The sequence below is a fragment of the Pseudomonas lini genome (assembly GCF_030812475.1).
Taxonomy (GTDB): Bacteria; Pseudomonadota; Gammaproteobacteria; order Pseudomonadales; family Pseudomonadaceae; genus Aquipseudomonas; species Aquipseudomonas lini_A.
In genome coordinates, this window is record NZ_JAUSSR010000025.1 from 30,786 (window position 1) to 51,228 (window position 20,443).

At 61.8% G+C, this 20,443-nt stretch carries 15 protein-coding genes; 8 read left to right on the top strand and 7 right to left on the bottom strand.

The genetic code is table 11. The annotated features are described in order from the left end of the window. Positions 1–21 precede the first annotated feature (21 nt). From J2W17_RS30385 to mfd, 3 genes are read right to left on the bottom strand one after another with little or no spacing between them, the layout of a single operon-like run. Positions 22–2,712 carry a DEAD/DEAH box helicase gene (locus tag J2W17_RS30385; protein ID WP_307343840.1) on the bottom strand — a complete coding sequence of 897 codons (2,691 nt, stop codon included), beginning with the start codon at positions 2,710–2,712 and terminating at the stop codon, positions 22–24. Between the two features lie 11 nt (positions 2,713–2,723). Next, a complete protein-coding gene (locus J2W17_RS30390) occupies positions 2,724–3,302 on the bottom strand; it encodes a CsiV family protein (protein ID WP_307343843.1) in 579 nt (192 codons plus the stop codon). A gap of 10 nt (positions 3,303–3,312) precedes the next feature. Then, the gene (gene mfd, locus J2W17_RS30395) at positions 3,313–6,762 is read right to left on the bottom strand and encodes a transcription-repair coupling factor (RefSeq protein WP_307343846.1); all 3,450 of its coding nucleotides are present in this window, start codon (positions 6,760–6,762) and stop codon (positions 3,313–3,315) included. Positions 6,763–7,124: 362 nt separating this feature from the next. On the opposite strand from mfd, the gene J2W17_RS30400 reads away from it, so the two are divergent. The 3 genes from J2W17_RS30400 to sthA all read left to right on the top strand — a co-directional run bounded on the left by J2W17_RS30400 (position 7,125) and on the right by sthA (position 11,742). After that, a complete protein-coding gene (locus J2W17_RS30400; protein ID WP_307343849.1) occupies positions 7,125–8,588 on the top strand; it encodes a glyceraldehyde-3-phosphate dehydrogenase in 1,464 nt (487 codons plus the stop codon). Between the two features lie 338 nt (positions 8,589–8,926). Beyond that, positions 8,927–9,913, top strand: a complete 987-nt coding sequence (locus tag J2W17_RS30405; RefSeq protein ID WP_307343892.1) for an FAD:protein FMN transferase — start codon at positions 8,927–8,929, stop codon at positions 9,911–9,913. Between the two features lie 434 nt (positions 9,914–10,347). Further along, a complete protein-coding gene (sthA, locus tag J2W17_RS30410) occupies positions 10,348–11,742 on the top strand; it encodes a Si-specific NAD(P)(+) transhydrogenase (RefSeq protein ID WP_307343853.1) in 1,395 nt (464 codons plus the stop codon). 42 nt (positions 11,743–11,784) lie between these two features. Here sthA and J2W17_RS30415 read toward each other — a convergent pair whose 3' ends face one another. Together J2W17_RS30415 and J2W17_RS30420 are read right to left on the bottom strand one after the other, a co-directional pair. Continuing rightward, positions 11,785–12,507, bottom strand: coding sequence for a glycerophosphodiester phosphodiesterase (locus J2W17_RS30415; protein WP_307343856.1), 723 nt, complete (start codon positions 12,505–12,507; stop codon positions 11,785–11,787). A gap of 14 nt (positions 12,508–12,521) precedes the next feature. Further along, positions 12,522–13,103, bottom strand: a complete 582-nt coding sequence (locus J2W17_RS30420) for a PilZ domain-containing protein (protein WP_307343861.1) — start codon at positions 13,101–13,103, stop codon at positions 12,522–12,524. Between the two features lie 94 nt (positions 13,104–13,197). On the opposite strand from J2W17_RS30420, the gene J2W17_RS30425 reads away from it, so the two are divergent. The 3 genes from J2W17_RS30425 (at position 13,198) to J2W17_RS30435 (ending at position 16,447) form a co-directional block, all read left to right on the top strand. Continuing rightward, entirely contained in the window at positions 13,198–14,448 is a 1,251-nt protein-coding gene (locus J2W17_RS30425; protein ID WP_307343864.1) for a lipoprotein-releasing ABC transporter permease subunit, read from the top strand. A 7-nt stretch (positions 14,449–14,455) separates the two neighbouring features. Next, the gene (gene lolD, locus J2W17_RS30430) at positions 14,456–15,139 is read left to right on the top strand and encodes a lipoprotein-releasing ABC transporter ATP-binding protein LolD (RefSeq protein ID WP_307343868.1); all 684 of its coding nucleotides are present in this window, start codon (positions 14,456–14,458) and stop codon (positions 15,137–15,139) included. 63 nt (positions 15,140–15,202) lie between these two features. Continuing rightward, positions 15,203–16,447, top strand: coding sequence for a lipoprotein-releasing ABC transporter permease subunit (locus J2W17_RS30435; RefSeq protein WP_307343871.1), 1,245 nt, complete (start codon positions 15,203–15,205; stop codon positions 16,445–16,447). Positions 16,448–16,570: 123 nt separating this feature from the next. Here J2W17_RS30435 and J2W17_RS30440 read toward each other — a convergent pair whose 3' ends face one another. Both J2W17_RS30440 and J2W17_RS30445 read right to left on the bottom strand, forming a co-directional pair. Then, positions 16,571–17,920 carry a heavy metal sensor histidine kinase gene (locus J2W17_RS30440; RefSeq protein WP_307343874.1) on the bottom strand — a complete coding sequence of 450 codons (1,350 nt, stop codon included), beginning with the start codon at positions 17,918–17,920 and terminating at the stop codon, positions 16,571–16,573. Next, positions 17,920–18,600, bottom strand: a complete 681-nt coding sequence (locus J2W17_RS30445; protein WP_307343877.1) for a heavy metal response regulator transcription factor — start codon at positions 18,598–18,600, stop codon at positions 17,920–17,922. Before J2W17_RS30445 ends, J2W17_RS30440 begins: the two co-directional genes overlap by 1 nt. Positions 18,601–18,755: 155 nt before the next feature. Here J2W17_RS30445 and copI point away from each other — a divergent pair, with 155 nt between their 5' ends. After that, positions 18,756–19,277 (top strand): copper-resistant cuproprotein CopI, encoded by a 522-nt coding sequence (copI, locus tag J2W17_RS30450; protein ID WP_307343880.1) that lies wholly within the window; start codon positions 18,756–18,758, stop codon positions 19,275–19,277. A 157-nt stretch (positions 19,278–19,434) separates the two neighbouring features. After that, on the top strand, positions 19,435–20,265 hold the full coding sequence (gene queF, locus J2W17_RS30455; RefSeq protein ID WP_307343883.1) for an NADPH-dependent 7-cyano-7-deazaguanine reductase QueF: 831 nt from the start codon (positions 19,435–19,437) through the stop codon (positions 20,263–20,265). The last annotated feature ends 178 nt before the right edge of the window (positions 20,266–20,443 follow it).

Below are 20,443 nucleotides of genomic sequence, written 5' to 3' on the forward strand. Positions count from 1 at the left end.
ATCTACAGGGCACTGCAAATTTCAGCGCTTCTCCAGCTTCTCCGGCAACGGCGCAAACAACGCTTCGATATCATCACTCTGCAACTTCCAGTCCCCGGCCTTGCGCCCGTCGAGCACGCCGGCCGCGAGGTCGGATTTTTCTTTTTGCAGGTGCTGGATCTTCTCTTCAACCGTGCCCCGGGCGATCAGCTTGTAGACGAATACCGGTTTCTCCTGGCCAATGCGATACGCACGGTCGGTCGCCTGGTTTTCCGTGGCCGGGTTCCACCATGGATCGTAGTGGATCACGGTGTCCGCTTCGGTCAGGTTCAGGCCAACGCCACCGGCCTTCAGGCTGATCAGAAAGATCTGACGCTTGCCGCTCTGGAAGTCCTTCACCGGCGTACGGCGGTCGCGGGTCTGGCCGGTCAGCAGGGCGTAGGCGACACCGCGTTTGGTCAGCTCGGCCTCGATCAACGCCAGCATCGAGGTGAACTGCGAAAACAGCAGCACCCGCCGTCCTTCCTCGAACAGCTCCTCGAGCATTTCCATCAGGCTGTCGAGCTTGCCCGAGGTGCTGCCGCGCGCGGGCAGGGTGGCTTCGTTGACCAGGCGCAAATCGCAGCACACCTGGCGCAGCTTGAGCAGCGCCTCGAGGATGATGATCTGGCTGCGGGCCACCCCCTTGCGGGTGATCTCGTCGCGAACTTTCTGGTCCATCGCCAGGCGCATGGTTTCGTACACGTCGCGCTGGGCTTCGTTGAGTTCGACCCAGTGGATGATCTCGGTTTTCGGCGGCAACTCGGTGGCCACCTGTTCCTTGGTCCGGCGTAACAGGAAGGGTTTGATCCGACCGTTGAGGTGTTGCAGCCTGACTTCGCTGCCGCGCTTTTCAATCGGCACGCGGTAATCGCGGTTGAAGCTTTTCACGTCGCCGAGCCAGCCTGGCAACAGGAAGTGAAACAGCGACCACAGCTCGCCCAGGTGATTTTCCAGTGGCGTGCCACTCAGGCACAGGCGCTGGCGCGCATTCAGCTCGCGCGCGGCCTGGGCGGCCTTGCTGTTGGGATTCTTGATGTATTGCGCCTCATCCAGCACCAGCACGTGCAACGGCTGCGCCGCCAGCCGTTCGACGTCCTTGGGCAGCAGCGCATAGGTGGTGAGGATCAGGTCGTAATCGGCCAACTGGTCGAAATGTTTTTTGCGACTGGCGCCGTACAGCGCCAGCACCTTGAGCTGCGGCGTGAAGTGCGCCGCTTCATCGAGCCAGTTGGGGATCAGGCTGGTGGGCATCACCACCATGCACGGCCGATCCAGGCGCCCGGCGTTCTTCTCGCTGAGAATGTGCGCCAGGGTCTGCAGGGTTTTACCCAGGCCCATGTCGTCCGCGAGAATCCCGCCGACTTCCAGCTGGCGCAACGACTGCATCCAGCTCAGGCCTTCCAGCTGGTAGGGGCGTAAGGTGGCGTTGAGGTCTTCAGGCGCGGTCGCCGTGTAGTCCTTGATGTCCCGCAGGCGTTGGGCAAAAGTGCGGATCTGTTCGCCGCCTTCCCACAGCAGCGGCAGGTCTTCCAGCGGGTTCAGGCGCGTGGCGTCGGCCTTGCTCAGGCGCAGGGTGGTCTCGCCGGGCTCTTGCAGGTAGAACTCGCCGAGGGTCGCCAGCACAGGTTTCAAACGGCCGAAGGGCAGGGCGACTTGCAACGGCCCGTGTTCGGAGTTGGGGCGATTGGGGATGTTGACCAGGATCAGCTCGTCGTCGCGCCGTCGGGCCAGGCGCTCCGGGTTGAGGATCTCGGTGTGGGAGCGCATCAGGTTCAGCAGGATCGGCAGCAGGCTCAGGCGCTCACCGTTGACGATGATCCCCAGTTCCAGGTCGAACCAGTCACGTTCCGGTGCCTGTTCGACCGTGGCGTACCAGTCGTCCACGGCGGTCAGGTCGAAACCGAAGTCCTCGTCGATCTGCAACTCCCAGCCCTGGAGGCGCAGCTTCGGCAGTTCGTTGAGGGTAAAGGTCAGCCAGGCGCTGTCGTTGACCATCTCGAACAGCTCGCCGGCGCTTTCGGGCAAGGCCTTGCTTTGCCGGGTGGCGACCCTGAAGCCGAGGATTCGCAACTGTTCCCTGTAGGACTGTTCGATTTCCGGATGACGTTTTATTCGCAGTGTCTGGGTTTCCTGGCGAATCAGCACGTCGGCGTTTTTCTGCCCGCTGACGTATTCATCCAGGTAGCTGAACGACAGCGCGGCGCGATGCTGGATGTAGCGCTGCATCTTGCCGTTGCGTGGTTCGAAGGCGCTGAACTCGACGCTCGCCAGCCACAGGCGCGGCACCGGTTGCACGTTGTCCACCAGCACTTGCGGTGCTTTCGGGCTGCGGTTTTCCAGCACCGCCTGGAGCTTTTCCAGCAGTTCGGCGTCTTTGGCAGCGGCCGGGTAGGCGAGGGTTTCCTGCACTTGCAACAACACCGCCGCGCAATGTTTGCAGTTGCTGTGGACCGGGCACGAGCAATGGGCGTCGATCATCAGCAATGTGCCTTTGGCCGACTCGCGCAGGCGAATGGTCTGACGGTAAACGTTACCGCCAGAGCCTTCGCAGGCGGCGATGATGGTGGCGTCGCCGGCCTCGACTATCCTGACGCGATTTTCCAGTGCGTAGCGGCGGCCACGCTCCAGGCTCTGTTCCTTGAATCGGCTGACCCAGGAAGGTGCCAGGGGTTTGCTCAGGGTTGATGACATAGGGACTTCAATCAGTCCGGAATTTCATCGGGGACTGGCCGGGGCGCAGGGGCGGTCAGCGAGGTGATCTTGATCAGCAGGCCGAGGTGGCCGTTGTCGAGGAAATTCAGCTGGCCGTTCTTGGTGTGGCTTTCCTGCTTCAGGCGTTCGCTGGCGGTGACCATGCCGTTGGCGTCGATCTGGTTGACCCAGAAATCCGCGTCGACGTCGGTAAAGCGCCCCAGTTTCAGGCTCAGCGTGCCCTCGATCGGGAATTGGCCGAACTGTTCCGGTCCGTCGCTGATCGCGACTTTGGTGGCTTCTTCACCGAGGTTTTGCTGCCACGCCTTGTGCAGCAACACCGTGTAGTCGTTGCTGGCGGTGAGCTTTTCCACTTCGGGATTGAGGCTCGGTGTGCGAAAGCTGTCGGGGTCGATGCGCTGGGCGCCGGCCGCCCAGTCTTCCGGGGCGGCTTTGCTGACAATGGCAGGCACGGCGTTTTGCCGCACCAGGATCATTTCGACCTGATACAGATCATCGGCAAATGCCGTAGAGACGAACAGCGATATCAAAACCGTCATCAACAAGGTCAGTGTGCGGAACAGGCGCATGCGGCGTCCTTCAAGCAGTTTTCGGAATGAGGCGCTCGAACAGCGCCTCTACAGTATTGAAGCGCTCTTCCGGGCGCTCCATCGGCACCTGGAATTTAAACATCGTCGCGCCTTCGAATTTGTAGCGTTTGGGCTGGCTCTGGATCAGTTTGATCAGGGTCAGCGGGTCGACCGGCGTTTGGGTGGCGAACTCGATCCGACCACCTTGCGGGCCGCCGTCGACTTTCTTTATGCCCAGCAACTCGGCCTGCAACTTCAGGGCGGTGATGCGCATCAGGTTCTTGGTCGGCTCCGGCAACAGGCCGAAACGGTCGATCATCTCCACTTGCAGGTCCTTGAGGCCATCTTCATCAGTGGCCGAGGCAATGCGTTTGTACAGGATCAGTCGCGCGTGCACGTCCGGCAGATAGTCTTCGGGAATCAACGCCGGCACCCGCAGATTGACTTCCGGACCGCCACCCAATGGCTGATCGAGGTTGGGTTGTTCGCCCTTGCGGATCGACTTCACCGCGCGCTCGAGCATTTCCATGTACAGGGTGAAGCCGACGGCCTGGATCTGCCCGCTCTGCCCGTCGCCGAGCAGTTCGCCGGCGCCACGGATTTCCAGGTCGTTGGTGGCGAGCACGAAGCCCGCGCCGAGGTCCTGGGTGTTGGCGATCGCTTCCAGGCGCTTTTCTGCGTCCGGGGTGATCTGTTGGCGCGGCGGCGTCAGCAGGTAAGCATACGCCTGGTGGTGACTGCGACCGACCCGGCCGCGCAGCTGGTGCAGCTGCGCCAGGCCGAATTTGTCGGCGCGCTCGATGATGATGGTGTTGGCGCTCGGCACGTCGATGCCGGTCTCGATGATGGTCGAGGCGATCAGCACGTTGAAGCGCTTGTGGTAGAAGTCGCTCATCACTTGTTCGAGATCGCGTTCGCGCATCTGCCCGTGGCCGATGCCGATCCGCGCTTCCGGCACCAGTTCGGCGAGGTCGGCGGCGCATTTCTCGATGGTCTTCACGTCGTTGTGCAGGTAATAGACCTGACCGCCACGCAGCAACTCACGCAGCAGCGCTTCTTTGACCGTGCTCTTGTTCTGCTCCATGACGAAGGTGCGCACCGACAGGCGTCGGGCCGGCGGCGTGGCGATGATCGACAGGTCGCGCATGCCCGACACCGCCATGTTCAGCGTGCGCGGAATCGGCGTGGCGGTCAGGGTGAGGATGTCGACTTCACTGCGCAGGGCCTTGAGCTGTTCCTTCTGGCGCACACCGAATCGGTGCTCTTCGTCGATGATCACCAGCCCGAGGTTTTTGATCTTTACGTCGTCCTGCAGCAGCTTGTGCGTGCCAATGACGATGTCGATCTTGCCTTCGGCCAGGTCGGCGACCGCGGCGTTGACTTCCTTGGTCGACTTGAAGCGGCTCATCACTTCCACGGTCACCGGCCAGTCGGCAAAGCGGTCCCGGAAGCTGTTATAGTGTTGCTGGGCGAGCAGGGTGGTGGGCACCAGGATCGCCACCTGGCGACCGCCGTGCACCGCGATGAACGCCGCGCGCATCGCCACTTCGGTCTTGCCGAAGCCAACGTCGCCGCAGACCAGGCGATCCATCGGTTTGGGCGCGAGCATGTCGCTGCGCACCGCTTCGATGGTGGTTTGCTGGTCCGGGGTTTCTTCGAACGGGAAGCCGGCGCTGAAAGTCGCGTAATCGGCTTTCGGGTCTTCGAAGGCATACCCCTCGCGAGCGGCGCGGCGGGCATAGATGTCGAGCAATTCGGCGGCCACGTCGCGCACCTGTTCGGCGGCTTTGCGCTTGGCTTTCTGCCAGGTCTCGGAACCGAGGCGGTGCAGCGGCGCCAGGGCGTCGTCGCTGCCGGTGTAGCGGGCGATCAGGTGCAGGTTGGCCACCGGCACGTACAGCTTGGCGTTTTCGGCGTATTCGAGGGTCAGGAATTCCGCGGCCTGGCTGTCGATCTCGAGAATGGTCAGGCCCAGGTAGCGCCCGACACCGTGGTCGATGTGCACCACCGGCGCGCCTTCGCGCAGCTCGGTGAGGTTTTTGATCACCGCATCGTTGTTGGCATCGGCGCGTTTTTCGCGACGCCGGCGCTGCATCACGCGCTGGCCGAACAACGGGCTTTCGGCGACCAGTGCCAGGGCCGGGTCGTCGAGCACCAGGCCTTCGTCGAGCGGCGCGATGGTGATCGCCAGGCGCTCCTTGCTGGCGACAAAGTCCGGCCAGCTGTCGACGGTTTTCGGGCGCAGCTTCAGGCGCTCCAGCAATTCGAGCAGCACTTCGCGACGACCCGCGGACTCGGCGGTGAACAGCACGCGCCCGGGGAATTCGTCGAGGAAGCCGGCCAGCGCCGCCAGCGGTTGGCTGGCCTTGGCTTCGATGGCCAGGTTCGGCAGTTCGCGGGCGGGGAAGCGCTCGCGGCCGACGCCGGGTTCCACGTCCTGTTGGCTGGCGACCACCCGTGGCCAGGCCTTCAGGCGCGCAAAGCAGTCTTCCACCGGCAGGAACAACTCGGCGGGCGGCAATAAAGGCCGCGCCGGATCGACGCGACGCTCTTCATAGCGATTGCGCACGTCGTTCCAGAAATTTTCCGCCGCCTGCTCGATGCCCGGCAGCGAGAACACTTGCGTGTCCTGGGGCAGGTAATCGAACAGCGTCGAGGTTTCGTCGAAGAACAGCGGCAGGTAGTACTCGATACCGGCCGGAGTGATGCCGCTGCTCAGGTCCTGAAAGATCGGGCAGCGCCGGAAGTCGACATCGAAGCGCTCGCGGAACCGCGCCTTGAAACGCGTGACCGCATCCTTTTGCAACGGAAACTCCCGCGCCGGCAGCAGGCGAACGGTGTCCACCTTGTCGATGGAGCGCTGGTTTTCCGGATCGAAGGTGCGCAGCGTCTCGATTTCGTCGTCGAACAGGTCGATACGGTAGGGCAGTTTGCTGCCCATCGGGAACAGGTCGATCAGCGAGCCGCGCACGGTGAATTCGCCGTGCTCGTACACCGTGTCGACGTAGCGATAGCCGCTGGCCTCGAGCCGGGTGCGCATCTGCTCGACGTCGAGTTTCTGGCCGATGTCCAGTACCAGGCTGCTGCCGAGCAGGAATCGGGTCGGCGCCAGGCGATGCAGGGCCGTGGTGATCGGCACCACCAGCACGCCATGACTCAGCTCCGGCAGCCGGTACAGGGCGGCGATGCGCTGGGAAATGATGTCCTGGTGTGGCGAGAACAGATCGTAGGGCAGGGTTTCCCAGTCCGGGAAATGCAGTACGGGCAAATCCGGGGCGAAGAAGCTCAGCTCCTGTTCCAGCCGTTCGGCACTTTGGCTGTCGGCGGTCACGAGCAGGGTAAAGCGCTTGGCTGCGCTGGCAGCCTCGGCAATGGCCAGGCTCAGGGCGGCACCGGGCAGGTTGCCCCAGTGCTGTTTACCTGCCGCGGCAGGGAGAAGCGGTAGACGCAGAACGGGCACGGAAGGTTGAGCTCCAAGCGTTGCGACAAAGTCGGTAATTGTAACGGTCCCGGGTGTCGCCTGTCAGTTGCAGACTGTGTCTATTCCTCAAGAGGGACAAATGTAGTGGTAATGACAAAATCGCGCTGTTTTTAAGTAAAAAACGCCGATTATGTAGTGGCAAATCGAACCAGTGTTACGGATGGTTACGGATAAGGCAGCGCTGTCTCCAAATTTTTGACTCCGCTGCAGGCCTCGGTTTTACTGGGCTCGAGCGACGCGTGATTTTTTTTAGGGAAAAGTTGTTACTGATTGCGCGACAGGCGCGCATTGCTACGGGGGCCACTCGGCGGCATAATGTAGCCCCTTTTTTCTGCCCCTACATGTGGAAGGTTCCCGTGACTCAGAAGCCCGACCAGTGTCTTGGTGAATGGATCGACCGTGAAGCACTCGCAGAAGCGATGATTCCGCTTATCGGCCAGCTCTACCGCAATAACAACGTGGTGAGCTCGATCTATGGCCGCAGTCTGATCAACCAGTCTGTCATCGCGATTCTCAAAGCTCACCGCTTTGCTCGCCATCGCCAGTCCGATGACAGCGAATTGTCCGTCCACGAAACATTCCCGCTGCTCAAGGCGATGAGCGAGCTCAAGCTGGGCGCCGCATCCGTCGACCTGGGCAAGCTTGCAGTCAAGTTCAAGGCCGAAGGCAATGGCCGCAGCGCCGAAGACTTCGTCCGTGACGAGCTGGCCGATGTGGTCGGCAAGCAGAATGGTTCCGGCCGTACCGGCACCGACGTTGTCCTGTATGGCTTCGGTCGTATCGGTCGTCTGCTCGCGCGCATCCTGATCGAGAAAACCGGCGGTGGCGACGGCCTGCGACTGCGCGCCATCGTGGTCCGCAAGGGCGCAGAGAACGATCTGGTCAAACGTGCCAGCCTGCTGCGTCGCGACTCGGTGCACGGTTCGTTCAATGGCACCATCACCATTGATGAAGCCAACAACACCATCACCGCCAACGGCAACCTGATCCAGGTTATCTACGCGAAAAACCCGACTGAAGTGGATTACACCCAGTACGGCATCAAAGACGCGCTGCTGGTGGACAACACCGGTGTATGGCGTGACGCCGACGGCCTGGGCCAGCACCTGGCTTGCCCGGGTATCGACCGCGTTGTTCTGACCGCGCCTGGCAAAGGCAAGCTGAAGAACATCGTTCACGGCATCAACCACGGTGAAATCACCGCTGACGACAAGATCGTGTCCGCCGCTTCCTGCACCACCAACGCCATCGTGCCGGTGCTGAAGGCTGTGAATGACAAGTTCGGCATCATCAACGGTCACGTTGAAACGGTTCACTCGTACACCAACGACCAGAACCTGATCGACAACTTCCACAAGGGCGATCGCCGTGGCCGTAGCGCCGCGCTGAACATGGTGATCACCGAGACCGGTGCTGCCACCGCTGCTGCGAAGGCGCTGCCTGAGCTGGCCGGCAAGCTGACCGGTAACGCGATTCGTGTTCCGACGCCAAACGTGTCGATGGCGATTCTCAACCTGAACCTTGAGAAAGGCGCCACCCGCGAAGAGATGAACGAGTACCTGCGCTACATGGCGCTGCACTCCGATCTGCACAAGCAAATCGACTACGTCAATTCGCAGGAAGTGGTTTCCACCGACTTCGTTGGCTCGCGCCACGCAGGCGTGGTGGACGCTGAAGCGACCATCGTCCAGGACAACCGCGTTGTGCTGTACGTCTGGTATGACAACGAGTTCGGCTACAGCTGCCAGGTGGTACGTGTGATGGAAGACATGGCCGGGGTAAACCCGCCAGCATTCCCGCGCTAAGCACTCGCTGCACATGAAAACGCCCCGGCTTTGATCGGGGCGTTTTTGTTTGTGGGGTTTGTCAGTTAAATGTGTGTTGTCTGGGCTGGCCTCATCGCGAGCAAGCTCGCTCCCACAGGGGTTTTGTGGTGTTTACACAATAGTGGTCACAACAAAAATCCTGTAGGAGCTGGCTTGCCAGCGAAGGTCTGTCAGTTGCTATCAATGTTGCCTGGCACACCGCTTTCGCTGGCAAGCCAGCTCCTGCAGTTCTATCGCATAGTGGCTGGCCTTGGCGGTGTGCCGGGGGGCTTCAGGAGATGCAGGTGTTGTTGAAGGGGCGGCTGATTGCAATGCTGATGCTGACTGGCGCATTGACCGGCTGCGGCAACGGCGGCTCCATGGAAAGCTTCAGCGGCCCGACCATGGGCAGTACTTATTCGATCACTTACCTGCGCCAAACCGGTCTGCCGGCACCGGCTGAAGTCCGGGTCGAGGTGGAAATGATCCTCGCGCAAGTCGATCAGCAAATGTCGACCTATCGCAGCGACTCCGTCATCGAACGTTTCAACGTGCTACCTGCCAACCGCTGTCAGAAAATGCCCGCGCCGATCCTCAAGCTGGTCCGTGTGGCCGAGCAGCTGTCGGAACAAAGCGAAGGCGCCTACGACCTGACGGTAGAACCCTTGCTCGATCTCTGGGGGTTCGGTCCGCAAGGCCGCGGGGAAAAAGTCCCTTCCGCCCAGGCACTGGCCGACGTGCGCCAACGAGTCGGTTACCAGCATCTGCGCATCGAAAACGATCAGCTGTGCAAGGACGCCGCGGTCGAAGTCGACTTCAACAGCCTCGCCGCCGGCTATGCCGTCGATACCATTGCTGCCCGGCTCGAGGCGATGGGGATCCACAATTACCTCGCCGAGGCCACCGGCGAGCTCAAGGCTGCCGGAAAGAAACCCGATGGTTCGCCCTGGCGCATCGCCCTCGAGGAGCCGCGGGACGATCGCCAGGTCGCGCAGCGCATCCTGGCGGTCAACGGCTACAGCGTTTCCACGTCCGGTGATTACCGCAATTATTTCGAGCAGGACGGCAAGCGCTATTCCCACACCTTCGACGCCCGCACCGGTGCACCGGTCTCACATGCCCTGGCGTCAGTCACGGTGATTCATCCATCAGCGTTGATGGCCGATGGCTTATCCACCCTGTTGTTGATTCTCGGCCCTGTACGCGGTTGGGATTACGCGGAAAAACACGATATCGGCGCATTTTTTGTGATTCGTGCCGATGACGGGTTCGTCATACGAACCAATCAGGCTTTCGAGCGCCTGAGCGAAGCAAAGGTCGAGTGAGCACGCGATGCCGTTCAGCAAATGACCTCACTGAGGGAGCGAGCTTGCTCCGGGCGGCATTCCGACGATGGTCGTCAACGATAACGCGTGTTGACTGGTTAAAACGCGCCGCTCTGTAGGAGCAAGCTTGCTCGCGATGATCGTCAACGATAACGCGTGTTGACTGGTTAAACGCGCCGCTCTTGACTCCATCGCGAGCAGGCTCGCTCCTACACCGGCGTTGCGAGTGAGCGCTTCACCCAGCGAAAACCGGCGTTTGTAGTGCAGGCAAAAGTAGCCTACGACGCGACCAAGGGTTAATGTGCCCGGCGTTGACGCTTCTATAGACTGTGTCCCGGGTTCTGCACTGGCCCCAAATTGTTCCTTCACGCCGCAGATCGGCGTGATTTAGCCGCAGGTGCCGAGGGCGCCGCGGCCTGTTCTGAGGAGTACGCATGGCTGTCTATAACTACGACGTGGTGGTACTGGGTTCCGGCCCGGCGGGAGAAGGCGCGGCAATGAATGCCGCCAAGGCAGGGCGCAAGGTGGCGATGGTCGATAGCCGTCGCCAGGTCGGCGGCAACTGCACCCACCTGGGTACCATCCCGTCCAAGGCACTGCGTCACTCGGTCCGGCAGATCATGCAGTTCAACACCAACCCGATGTTCCGGGCCATTGGTGAGCCGCGTTGGTTCTCGTTCCCGGACGTGCTGAAAAGCGCCGAGAAAGTCATTTCCAAACAAGTCGCTTCGCGCACTGGCTACTACGCCCGTAACCGCGTCGACGTGTTCTTCGGCACCGGCAGCTTCGCCGACGAGCAGACCATCGAAGTGGTCTGCGGCAACGGCGTAGTCGAAAAACTGGTGGCCAAGCACATCATCATCGCCACCGGCTCGCGTCCGTATCGTCCGGCGGACATCGATTTCCACCACCCGCGCATCTACGATAGCGACACCATCCTCAGCCTCGGCCACACCCCGCGCAAACTCATCGTTTACGGCGCCGGCGTGATCGGTTGCGAATACGCCTCGATCTTCAGCGGCCTTGGGGTGCTGGTCGAGCTGGTGGATAACCGCGGTCAGTTGCTGAGCTTCCTCGACTCGGAAATTTCCCAGGCCCTGAGCTACCACTTCAGCAACAACAACATCACGGTTCGCCACAACGAAGAATACGACCGCGTCGAAGGCGTGGACAACGGCGTGATCCTGCACCTCAAGTCCGGCAAGAAGATCAAGGCCGACGCCTTGCTCTGGTGCAACGGCCGTACCGGCAACACCGATCAGTTGGGTCTGGAAAACGTTGGCGTGAAGGTCAACGGCCGTGGCCAGATCGAAGTCGACGAGGCCTACCGCACCTGCAAGCCGAACATCTACGGCGCCGGTGACGTGATCGGTTGGCCGAGCCTGGCCAGTGCCGCGCACGACCAGGGGCGTTCGGCCGCCGGCAGCATCGTCGACAACCATAGCTGGCGCTTCGTCAACGACGTACCGACCGGCATCTACACCATTCCGGAGATCAGCTCGATCGGCAAGAACGAGCAGGAGCTGACCCAGGCGAAGGTGCCGTACGAGGTGGGCAAGGCGTTCTTCAAGGGAATGGCGCGGGCACAGATCGCCGGCGAGCCCCAGGGCATGCTGAAGATCCTGTTCCACCGCGAGACCCTGGAAGTGCTGGGCGTACACTGCTTCGGCTATCAGGCGTCGGAGATCGTGCACATCGGCCAGGCGATCATGAACCAGCCGGGCGATCTCAATACCCTGAAATACTTCGTCAACACCACGTTCAACTACCCGACCATGGCCGAAGCCTATCGGGTCGCCGCCTACGATGGCCTCAACCGGCTTTTTTGAGCGGCTCCGGCCGGTGGCCTGAGCCGGCCGGGGAGACCGATTTCAGCAATTCTCGAGCGTGGCGCTGGCCAAACCGGGAAAGTCTGTAATCAGGCTGTCAACGCCGAAGTCGGCGAGCCTGCGCATCAGCGCGGGCTCGTTGACTGTCCATACCGACACATGCAGCCCCTGACGTTGCGCCCGCTGCAGGCGTTCCGGCGTACACAGGGTCCAGTTCAGCGCCAGAATCTCACAGCCATAGCTTTGTGCGACCTTCAACGGGTCGAGCCAGGCATACTCGGCCACCAGTCCGCGGGACACGTCCGGCACCAGGTCCAGCGCGGCCTTGAGCACTTCCCGTGAGCTCGAGGTGATCGTCACCTTGTCCAGCAGGCCATGGCGCTGAGCCATTTCCCGTATCGCCAGCACGGTGGTCACGGCGCGGGTGCGGGACGCGCTTTTGACTTCCAGCTGCCAATGCTCGAAATCGCATTTCTCGAACAGTTCTTCCAGCGTCGGGATCGGGCACGGCTTGATCCAGCCCGGGCCGCCCTTGCGCGCGTCGTAGGTCACCAGTTCCGCGGCCGTGTGCTCGACCACCTTGCCGCGGCGGTCGGTGGTGCGCTTGAGGGTCGGGTCGTGGATGACCATCAACTCGCCATCCATGGACAGGTGCAGGTCCAGTTCGCAGCGGCGCACGCCGTGCTTGAGACATTCCTGAAAACCGGTCAGGGTATTTTCCGGTGCTTCGCCCTTGGCGCCGCGGTGGCCGTAGATGAGGGTCACGGTTCTTCCTTAAATTAAATGCCTGATTCTGATTGGTCGCGGGCCAGGCGTCGTTCCTGGGCCTGCTTCTGCAAGATGTAGCGGGCCAGCAATTGCCGCTGGGCATCGGTCGGATACTGGAACTCGGTGCCGATGTCGTAGCCATCGCCCTTGGGATCGCAATGGGTGACGCGAGCTCGCAGCAACAGGCCGAGGGCTTGCGGCATCAGCACCAGCTTGATCGACAGGTGCGCGCCGGCGGCAAAGGGTGTCGGGTGCTGGAAGTCGACGCCGCCTTCGGAAATGATCACCGGCTGCGGTTCGCCGATCTGCCCGAGCACGGTGATGGCGATCACCTGGCTGAGCAGATCGATGCGTTTGTTCTGGGATTTGAGGAACGCCGCGAGGTTACGGTCGCGCTCGCTGATCTGGCGCAACAGGTGTTGCGATTCGAATTCGCTGAGGTGCAGTTCGCTGAGCAAGTTGAAGAGTGGAGAAGCATCCTGCAACACTTCCTGGCCCGCGGCTTCGGAAGCGGGCAGAGGCCGAATTTCCAGTGCGATCGTGTCCTCGATACGGTAGTATTCGCGGCGATCTTCTTCATCTAATGTCGACATGGCGAACCCATGGTAGCGGCGGTGGTCTGAGTGTAAAGCTGGTTATCGACCCCCGCCACAAGGACGTTCCTTTTCCCTCCGAACAAGCCCCGACATGTTCAGACCTCTCTTCGTATTTATCGGCACGCGTTATACCCGTGCAAAGCGTCGCAACCATTTCGTCTCCTTCATTTCCCTGACCTCGATCATTGGACTCGCCCTCGGCGTGGTCGTGATGATCGTGGTGCTGTCGGTCATGAACGGCTTCGATCATGAGATGCGTACCCGCGTGCTGGGCATGGTGCCCCACGCGACCATCGAGTCCGGTGAACCGATCAACGACTGGCCGAGCCTGGCCGCCCAGGTCAAGCAGAACCCGCAGGTGACGGCCGTGGCGCCGTTCACCCAGATGCAGGGGTTGCTGACCAACAAGGGCAAGGTCTCCAAGGTCTTGCTCAATGGCATCGACCCGGCGCTGGAACGGCAGGTGTCGATCATCGACAAGTTCATGCTGCAGGGCCAGCTCGACGCCCTGGCGCCGGGCAATTTCGGCATCGTCATCGGCGACAAGGCGGCGGCCAAGCTCGGTACGGCGATCGGCGACAAGCTGACTTTCGTCGCGCCGGAAGTCACCGTGACCCCGGCCGGCATGTTCCCGCGCATGAAGCGCTTTACCGTGGTCGGCATCTTCCATGTCGGCGCCGGTGAAATCGACGGCTACCTGGGCGTGACCAACCTGCAGGACCTGGCCCGGCTGCATCGCTGGAAGCCGGAGCAGGTGCAGGGCATCCGCTTGAAGTTCGACGACCTGTTCCAGGCGCCGCGCACCGCGTGGAACATCGCCCAGCAGCTCGGCGAAGACCATTACTACGCCCGGGACTGGACCCGCACCCACGGCAATCTGTATCAGGCGATCCGCATGGAAAAAGCCATGATCGGCCTGCTGTTGCTGCTGATAGTCGCCGTGGCGGCGTTCAACATCATTTCCACGCTGGTGATGGTGGTGAACGACAAGAAGGGCGACATCGCGATCCTGCGTACCCTGGGCGCCACGCCGGGTTCGATCATGGCGATCTTCATGGTGCAGGGCACGGTGATCGGTGTGGTCGGGACGTTGATCGGCGCGGTGGTCGGGATTTTCGCCGCGCTGAACGTCAGTGCCGCGATCGCGGCTTTGGAAGGCCTGATCGGCCACAAGTTCCTCAACGCCGACGTGTACTTCATCGATTACCTGCCGTCGCAAGTGCAGAGCGATGACGTGTTGCTGGTCAGTGCCGCCGCGTTGATCCTGAGTTTCCTCGCCACCCTGTATCCAGCCTGGCGTGCCGCGCGCACCCAGCCTGCGGAGGCGCTACGTTATGAGTGAGTCGGGCATGAGTGATAAAGCAATCTTGAGCTGCCGCGACCTGGGCAAATCCTACGAGGAAGGCCCGGAGTCGGTAGAGGTCCTGGCCGGCCTGCAACTGGAGCTGCATCCGGGTGAGCGGGTGGCGATTGTCGGCACCTCGGGTTCGGGCAAGAGTACCTTGCTCAACCTGTTGGGCGGCCTCGACACGCCGACCAAGGGCAGCGTCTGGCTGGATGGCGAAGAGCTGTCGGCCTTGAGCGAGAAGAATCGCGGTCTGTTGCGCAATCGGTCGCTGGGATTCGTTTACCAGTTCCACCACTTGCTGCCGGAGTTCACCGCGCTGGAAAACGTCTGCATGCCGTTGCTGATCGGCAAGACCTCGATTCCGCAAGCGCGTCAACGGGCCACGGCATTGCTGGAGCGGGTAGGGCTGGGCCATCGCCTGGAACATAAACCGGCCGAGCTGTCCGGTGGCGAGCGTCAGCGCGTGGCCATCGCCCGTGCCCTGGTGAACCAGCCAGGCCTGGTGATGCTCGACGAGCCGACCGGCAACCTCGACTCCCACACCGCCCAGGGCATTCAGGATTTGATGCTGGAGCTCAGCACCTCGATGCGTACCGCGTTCCTGGTGGTGACCCACGACATGAACCTGGCCCGCCAGATGGATCGCGTCCTGCACTTGCAGGAAGGTTACCTGACACCCATCTGATTGGCCGAAACCCGGTGCCTGAAAAGGCGTCGGGTCTTTTATTTTTATACGGTGCCCCAGCGAATGTTCAGACCGTTATCGATCTTTATCGGCATGCGCTATACCCGCGCCAAGCGCCGCAATCGCTTCGTTTCCTTCATCTCGATGACCTCGATGATCGGCCTCGCCCTGGGCGTGCTGGCGATGATCGTGGTGCTGTCGGTGATGAACGGCTTCCAGCGCGAAATGAGTTCGCGCATCCTCGGCATGGTGCCCCACGCGACCATCGTCGGCGTCAATCCGATCGATGACTGGCAGCCGGTGGCCGCGGCCGCGATGAAAAATCCCGACGTGACCGCGGCCGTGCCGTTCACCGAGATGGAAGGCATGCTGTCCTACAAGGGCACGATGCAGCCGATCCAGGTCAGCGGGGTCGATCCGGCACTGGAAGGCAAGGTCTCGATCGTCGCCAAGCACATTGTCCAGGGTCGTCTCGACGCCTTGAAGCCGGGGGAGTTCGGCGTGGTGATCGGCGAGATCACGGCGCGGCGGTTCCGCTTGAACGTCGGCGACAAGATCACCCTGATCGTACCGGAAGTCAGTACCGCGCCGGGCGGGATCACCCCGCGCATGCAGCGGCTGAACGTGGTCGGCGTGTTCAAGGTCGGTGCCGAGCTGGATGGCTCGATGGCGCTGATCCACCTGGCCGATGCCGCGCAGATGCAGCACTGGGAACCGAACCAGGTGCAGAGCGTGCGCCTGGCGGTGAAGGATTTGTACGCGGCGCCCCAGGTTTCCAGCGATGTGGCTGCGGGCCTCGGCAGCGCCTACCGGGCTGACGACTGGACCCACACCCAGGGCAGCCTGTTCAGTGCGATGAAGATGGAAAAAACCATGATCGGCCTGCTGTTGCTGATGATCGTCGCCGTGGCGGCCTTCAACATCATTGCGACCCTGATCATGGTGGTGAACGACAAGGGCGCGGACATCGCGATCCTGCGCACCATCGGCGCCACCCCCCGGCAGATCATGGCGATCTTCATGGTCCAGGGCACGGTGATCGGGGTCGTCGGCACCTTGATCGGCGGCGTGCTCGGGGTGATTGCCGCGCTGAATGTCAGTGAACTGGTGGGCTGGGTGGAGCGGGTGAGCGGGCAGCACATCTTCAGTTCCGATGTGTATTTTGTCAGTAACTTGCCTTCGGAATTGCAGGGGGCGGATGTGTTGTTGATCTGCTCCGCCGGGTTCATCTTGAGCTTCCTGGCCACGGTTTACCCGGCCTGGCGTGCGGCGAAGACTGAGCCGGCTACCGCTTTGCGGTATTCGTAAGCCATCACACCGCTATCGCGAGCAAGCTCGCTCCCACAGGGTTTCGGGTCGTTCACAACATTGTGATTCAACTCGGTCACTGTGGGAGCGAGCTTGCTCGCGATGGGGCCGGCCCTACTAGCCTCAATCCCCCCTTGGCAATTCAATCACAAACCGCGTCCACCCCCGATCCGTCTCACACCGAATCTGCCCCCCGTGGGCCCGAATGATCGACCGGGTAATCGCCAACCCCAACCCCGCATGCTCATTGCTGCCTTCATGCCGCGCCGGATCAGCCCGATAGAACCGGTCAAACAAACGCGGTAGCAACGCCTCGTCAATGCCTTCGCCGCTGTTCTCGACAGTCAGGCGCAAACCATCGGGCTGTTCAACAATCCGCACCCGGACCTCACCTTCGGCCGGCGCAAACCGCAACGCATTATCCAGCAGATTGGACAGCGCCCGCCGCAACATACTGCGATCGCCGTCCATCCGCGCGCTGCCGTCACGGCTCAACCTGACCCGGGCGTCCTCCGCCAGCGGCGCGAAAAACTCCAGCAACACATCCACTTCCTCCGCCAGGTCCAGCGGCTCGCGCCTGGGCATCAATAACCCGTGGTCTGCCTTGGCCAGGTACAACATGTCGTTGACCAGTTGCGCCATCCATTGCAGCTCTTCGAGGTTGCTGTGCAGCGCTTCGCGATAATCCTCGATCGGCCGCGGGCGGGTGAGGGTGACCTGGGTGTGGGTCAGCAGGTTCGACAGCGGCGTACGCAACTCGTGGGCGATGTCGGCGGAGAACGCCGAGAGCCGCTGGAAAGAGTCGTCGAGGCGGCCGAGCATGGCGTTGAAGTGGTGGGCCATTTCCGCGAGTTCCGACGGCATGTCGGTTTCGGGCAGGCGCGCATTGAGCGATTGCGCCGACACGCCGCGGGCAACTTCACTCATGCGCCGCAAGGGGCGCAACCCGCTACGCGCCGCCCAGGCGCCGAGCAGGGCGGTGGCCAGGGCCGACAAGCCCACGGTCAGCCAGATCAGGTGCTGCATGCGTTGCAGAAAGTGTTGGTGATGGGTGATGTCCAGCAACAAGGTCAGCTGGGGCGAGTCGGGTCGTTCGGGGAACAACGGCGCATTCAATACGCGATAGTCAGTGCCGGCGTCGGTCAGGGTCGACAGGCCTGGTGTCTGTGGCAGCCTGGCGGGCAGGCGCGGCGAACTGTCGTACCAACGCTGACCGTCGCTGCCGGTGATCCGCAGCGACAAATCGGCCTGCCGGCTCAACTCATCCGCCAGCTTGACTTCGCTGTCGCTCGATTGAAGGTCCTGAAGCGCGCGGCGCAGACCGATCAACTTGCCGTCGAGCAATTGCTGATCCAGCTCGACAAAGTGCGCCTCGCTGGCGCGACTGAACAGCACCCCGGCGAACAGCGAAACCACGGCGGTGCAGGCGGCAAACAACAGCGCCAGGCGACTGCTCAGGGACAGTCGACGCATCAGGCGGGGCGCTCTTCCAGGACGTAGCCCATGCCGCGAACGGTATGGATCAGCTTGTTCGGGAACTCATCGTCGATCTTCAGGCGCAGGCGGCGGATCGCCACTTCGATGACGTTGGTGTCGCTGTCGAAATTCATGTCCCAGACCTGGGAGGCGATCAGCGACTTGGGCAGGACTTCGCCCTGACGTCGCAGGAGCATTTCCAACAGGGCAAATTCCTTGGCGGTCAGGTCGATGCGCTGGCCGCTGCGTTCGACCCGGCGGCGGATCAGGTCCAGGCGCAGGTCGGCCAGTTGCAGACTGGTTTCCTGAGGCGTGGTGCTGCCGCGACGCAACAGGCTGCGGACCCGGGCCAGCAGTTCGGAGAAGGCGAAGGGTTTGACCAGGTAATCGTCGGCGCCCAGTTCCAGGCCGTGAACCCTGTCCTCCACGGCGTCGCGGGCGGTCAGAAACAGTACCGGAGTGTCGAGACCGGCGCCTCGCACCGCCTGCAGGATCTGCCAGCCATCGCGGCCGGGCAGCATCACATCGAGAATCAATAGCGCGTAATCGCCGCTCAGCGCCAGTTGCTGGCCGGTGCTGCCGTCGGCCACCAGTTCGGTGTTGAACCCGGCTTCGGTCAGGCCCTGGCGCAGGTAGTGGCCGGTTTTCGGTTGGTCTTCGACGATCAGCAGTTTCATGGGCGACTCTGGGCAAATTGAACGAACGCTTTATACCGTGGGCAACCTCAGTACAGGCCAACCTGACAAAGTTGTAATCCGGGTGTCAGGTTGTCGGCAGCGATGGCAGTTTAGAGTTTTCCACAGACTGAACCTCATCTTGTTGGAGTACGACCATGTTTTTGCGCAAACCTCTGTTGCTGGCCGCGTGTTTGCTGGTGCTGGGTTCGCCGGTGTGGGCATCGCCGGCGCATACCTTCGACTTCGGCCAACCAGCGCCGGCCGCCAAGGCGACCCGCAGCGTTGAAGTGGTCATGGGCGACATGTCGTTCACACCGAAGGCGATCGAGATCACGGCCGGTGAGACGGTTCGCTTTGTACTGGTGAATAAAGGCCAGTTGCTGCACGAATTCAACCTCGGCGACGCGGCGATGCACGCCCGGCATCAGCAGGAAATGCTGAAGATGCAGCACAGTGGCATGCTCACGCCTACCGGCATGAAGGACATGGACCACGGCGCGGCCGGCATGGATCATGGAATGATGAAACACGACGACCCGAACAGCGTACTGGTTGAACCGGGCAAAACCGCCGAACTGATTTGGACCTTTACCAAGACCACCCAACTGGAATTTGCCTGCAATATTCCTGGGCATTATCAGGCGGGCATGGTCGGCAAGCTGACGGTGGGGCCGTAGACCCTGTAGGAGCGAGCTTGCTCGCGATGGACTCAAGAGCGCCGCGTTTAACCGGTAAACACGCATCATCGTTGACGACCATCGCGAGCAAGCTTGCTCCTACAGGGCGGGCGCAAAGACTGGTAGAATCCGCTGATTCTTCAGTCAGGTTTCCGCCATGCATCCCGCAGCCGAACACTCGCCGCTGGGTAAATCCAGTGAATACATCGCCACCTATACGCCGTCCTTGCTGTTCCCGATCCCGCGCACCGCGAAATGGGCGGAGCTGGGCCTGACGGCTGAAACCTTGCCCTACAAGGGTGTGGACTTCTGGAACTGCTTCGAGCTGTCGTGGTTGTTGCCGTCCGGCAAGCCGGTAGTGGCGATCGGCGAGTTCAGCATTCCGGCGGATTCACCGAACATCATCGAATCCAAGTCGTTCAAGCTGTACCTGAATTCCCTGAACCAGACGGCATTTGCCGATAACGCCAGCCTGGAAGCCACGCTGGTCAAGGACCTGTCGGCCGCGGCCGGCAAACCGGTCGGCGTGCGCATTCGCCGCCTGCAAGAAGTTGAAGCCGAAGGCGTCGTGGCGTTGCCGGGGGTGTGCATCGACGATCTGGACATCAGCGTCAGCAACTATGAGCATCCGCGTCCGGAGCTGCTGCGGTGCGACGAGTCGCGCACCGTCGAGGAGAGCCTGCACAGCCATTTGCTCAAATCCAACTGCCCGGTCACCAGCCAGCCGGACTGGGGCAGCGTGGCGGTGGAATACCGCGGCGCGGCGCTGGATCATGCCAGTTTGCTGGAGTACATCGTCAGCTTCCGCCAGCACTCGGACTTTCATGAACAGTGTGTTGAGCGGATTTTCCTCGACCTGCAGCGGCTGCTGAAACCGGAGAAGCTGACGGTGTATGCGCGGTATGTGCGCCGCGGTGGACTGGATATCAACCCCTATCGCAGCACCGAAGAAGTGCAACTGCCGAACCACCGCCTGGTTCGTCAATAACGATCCACTGTAGGCTCCGCACCGTAGCGAAGGCGGCCTGACAGGCAACCCGATTTTGCGCACGCACACCAAGCCCTGTAGGCGCTGGCTTGCCAGCGAAGGCGGCCTGACAGTCACCAAGATTTCACGGACACACCCGAGCCCTGTAGGAGCTGGCTTGCCAGCGAAGGCGGCCTGA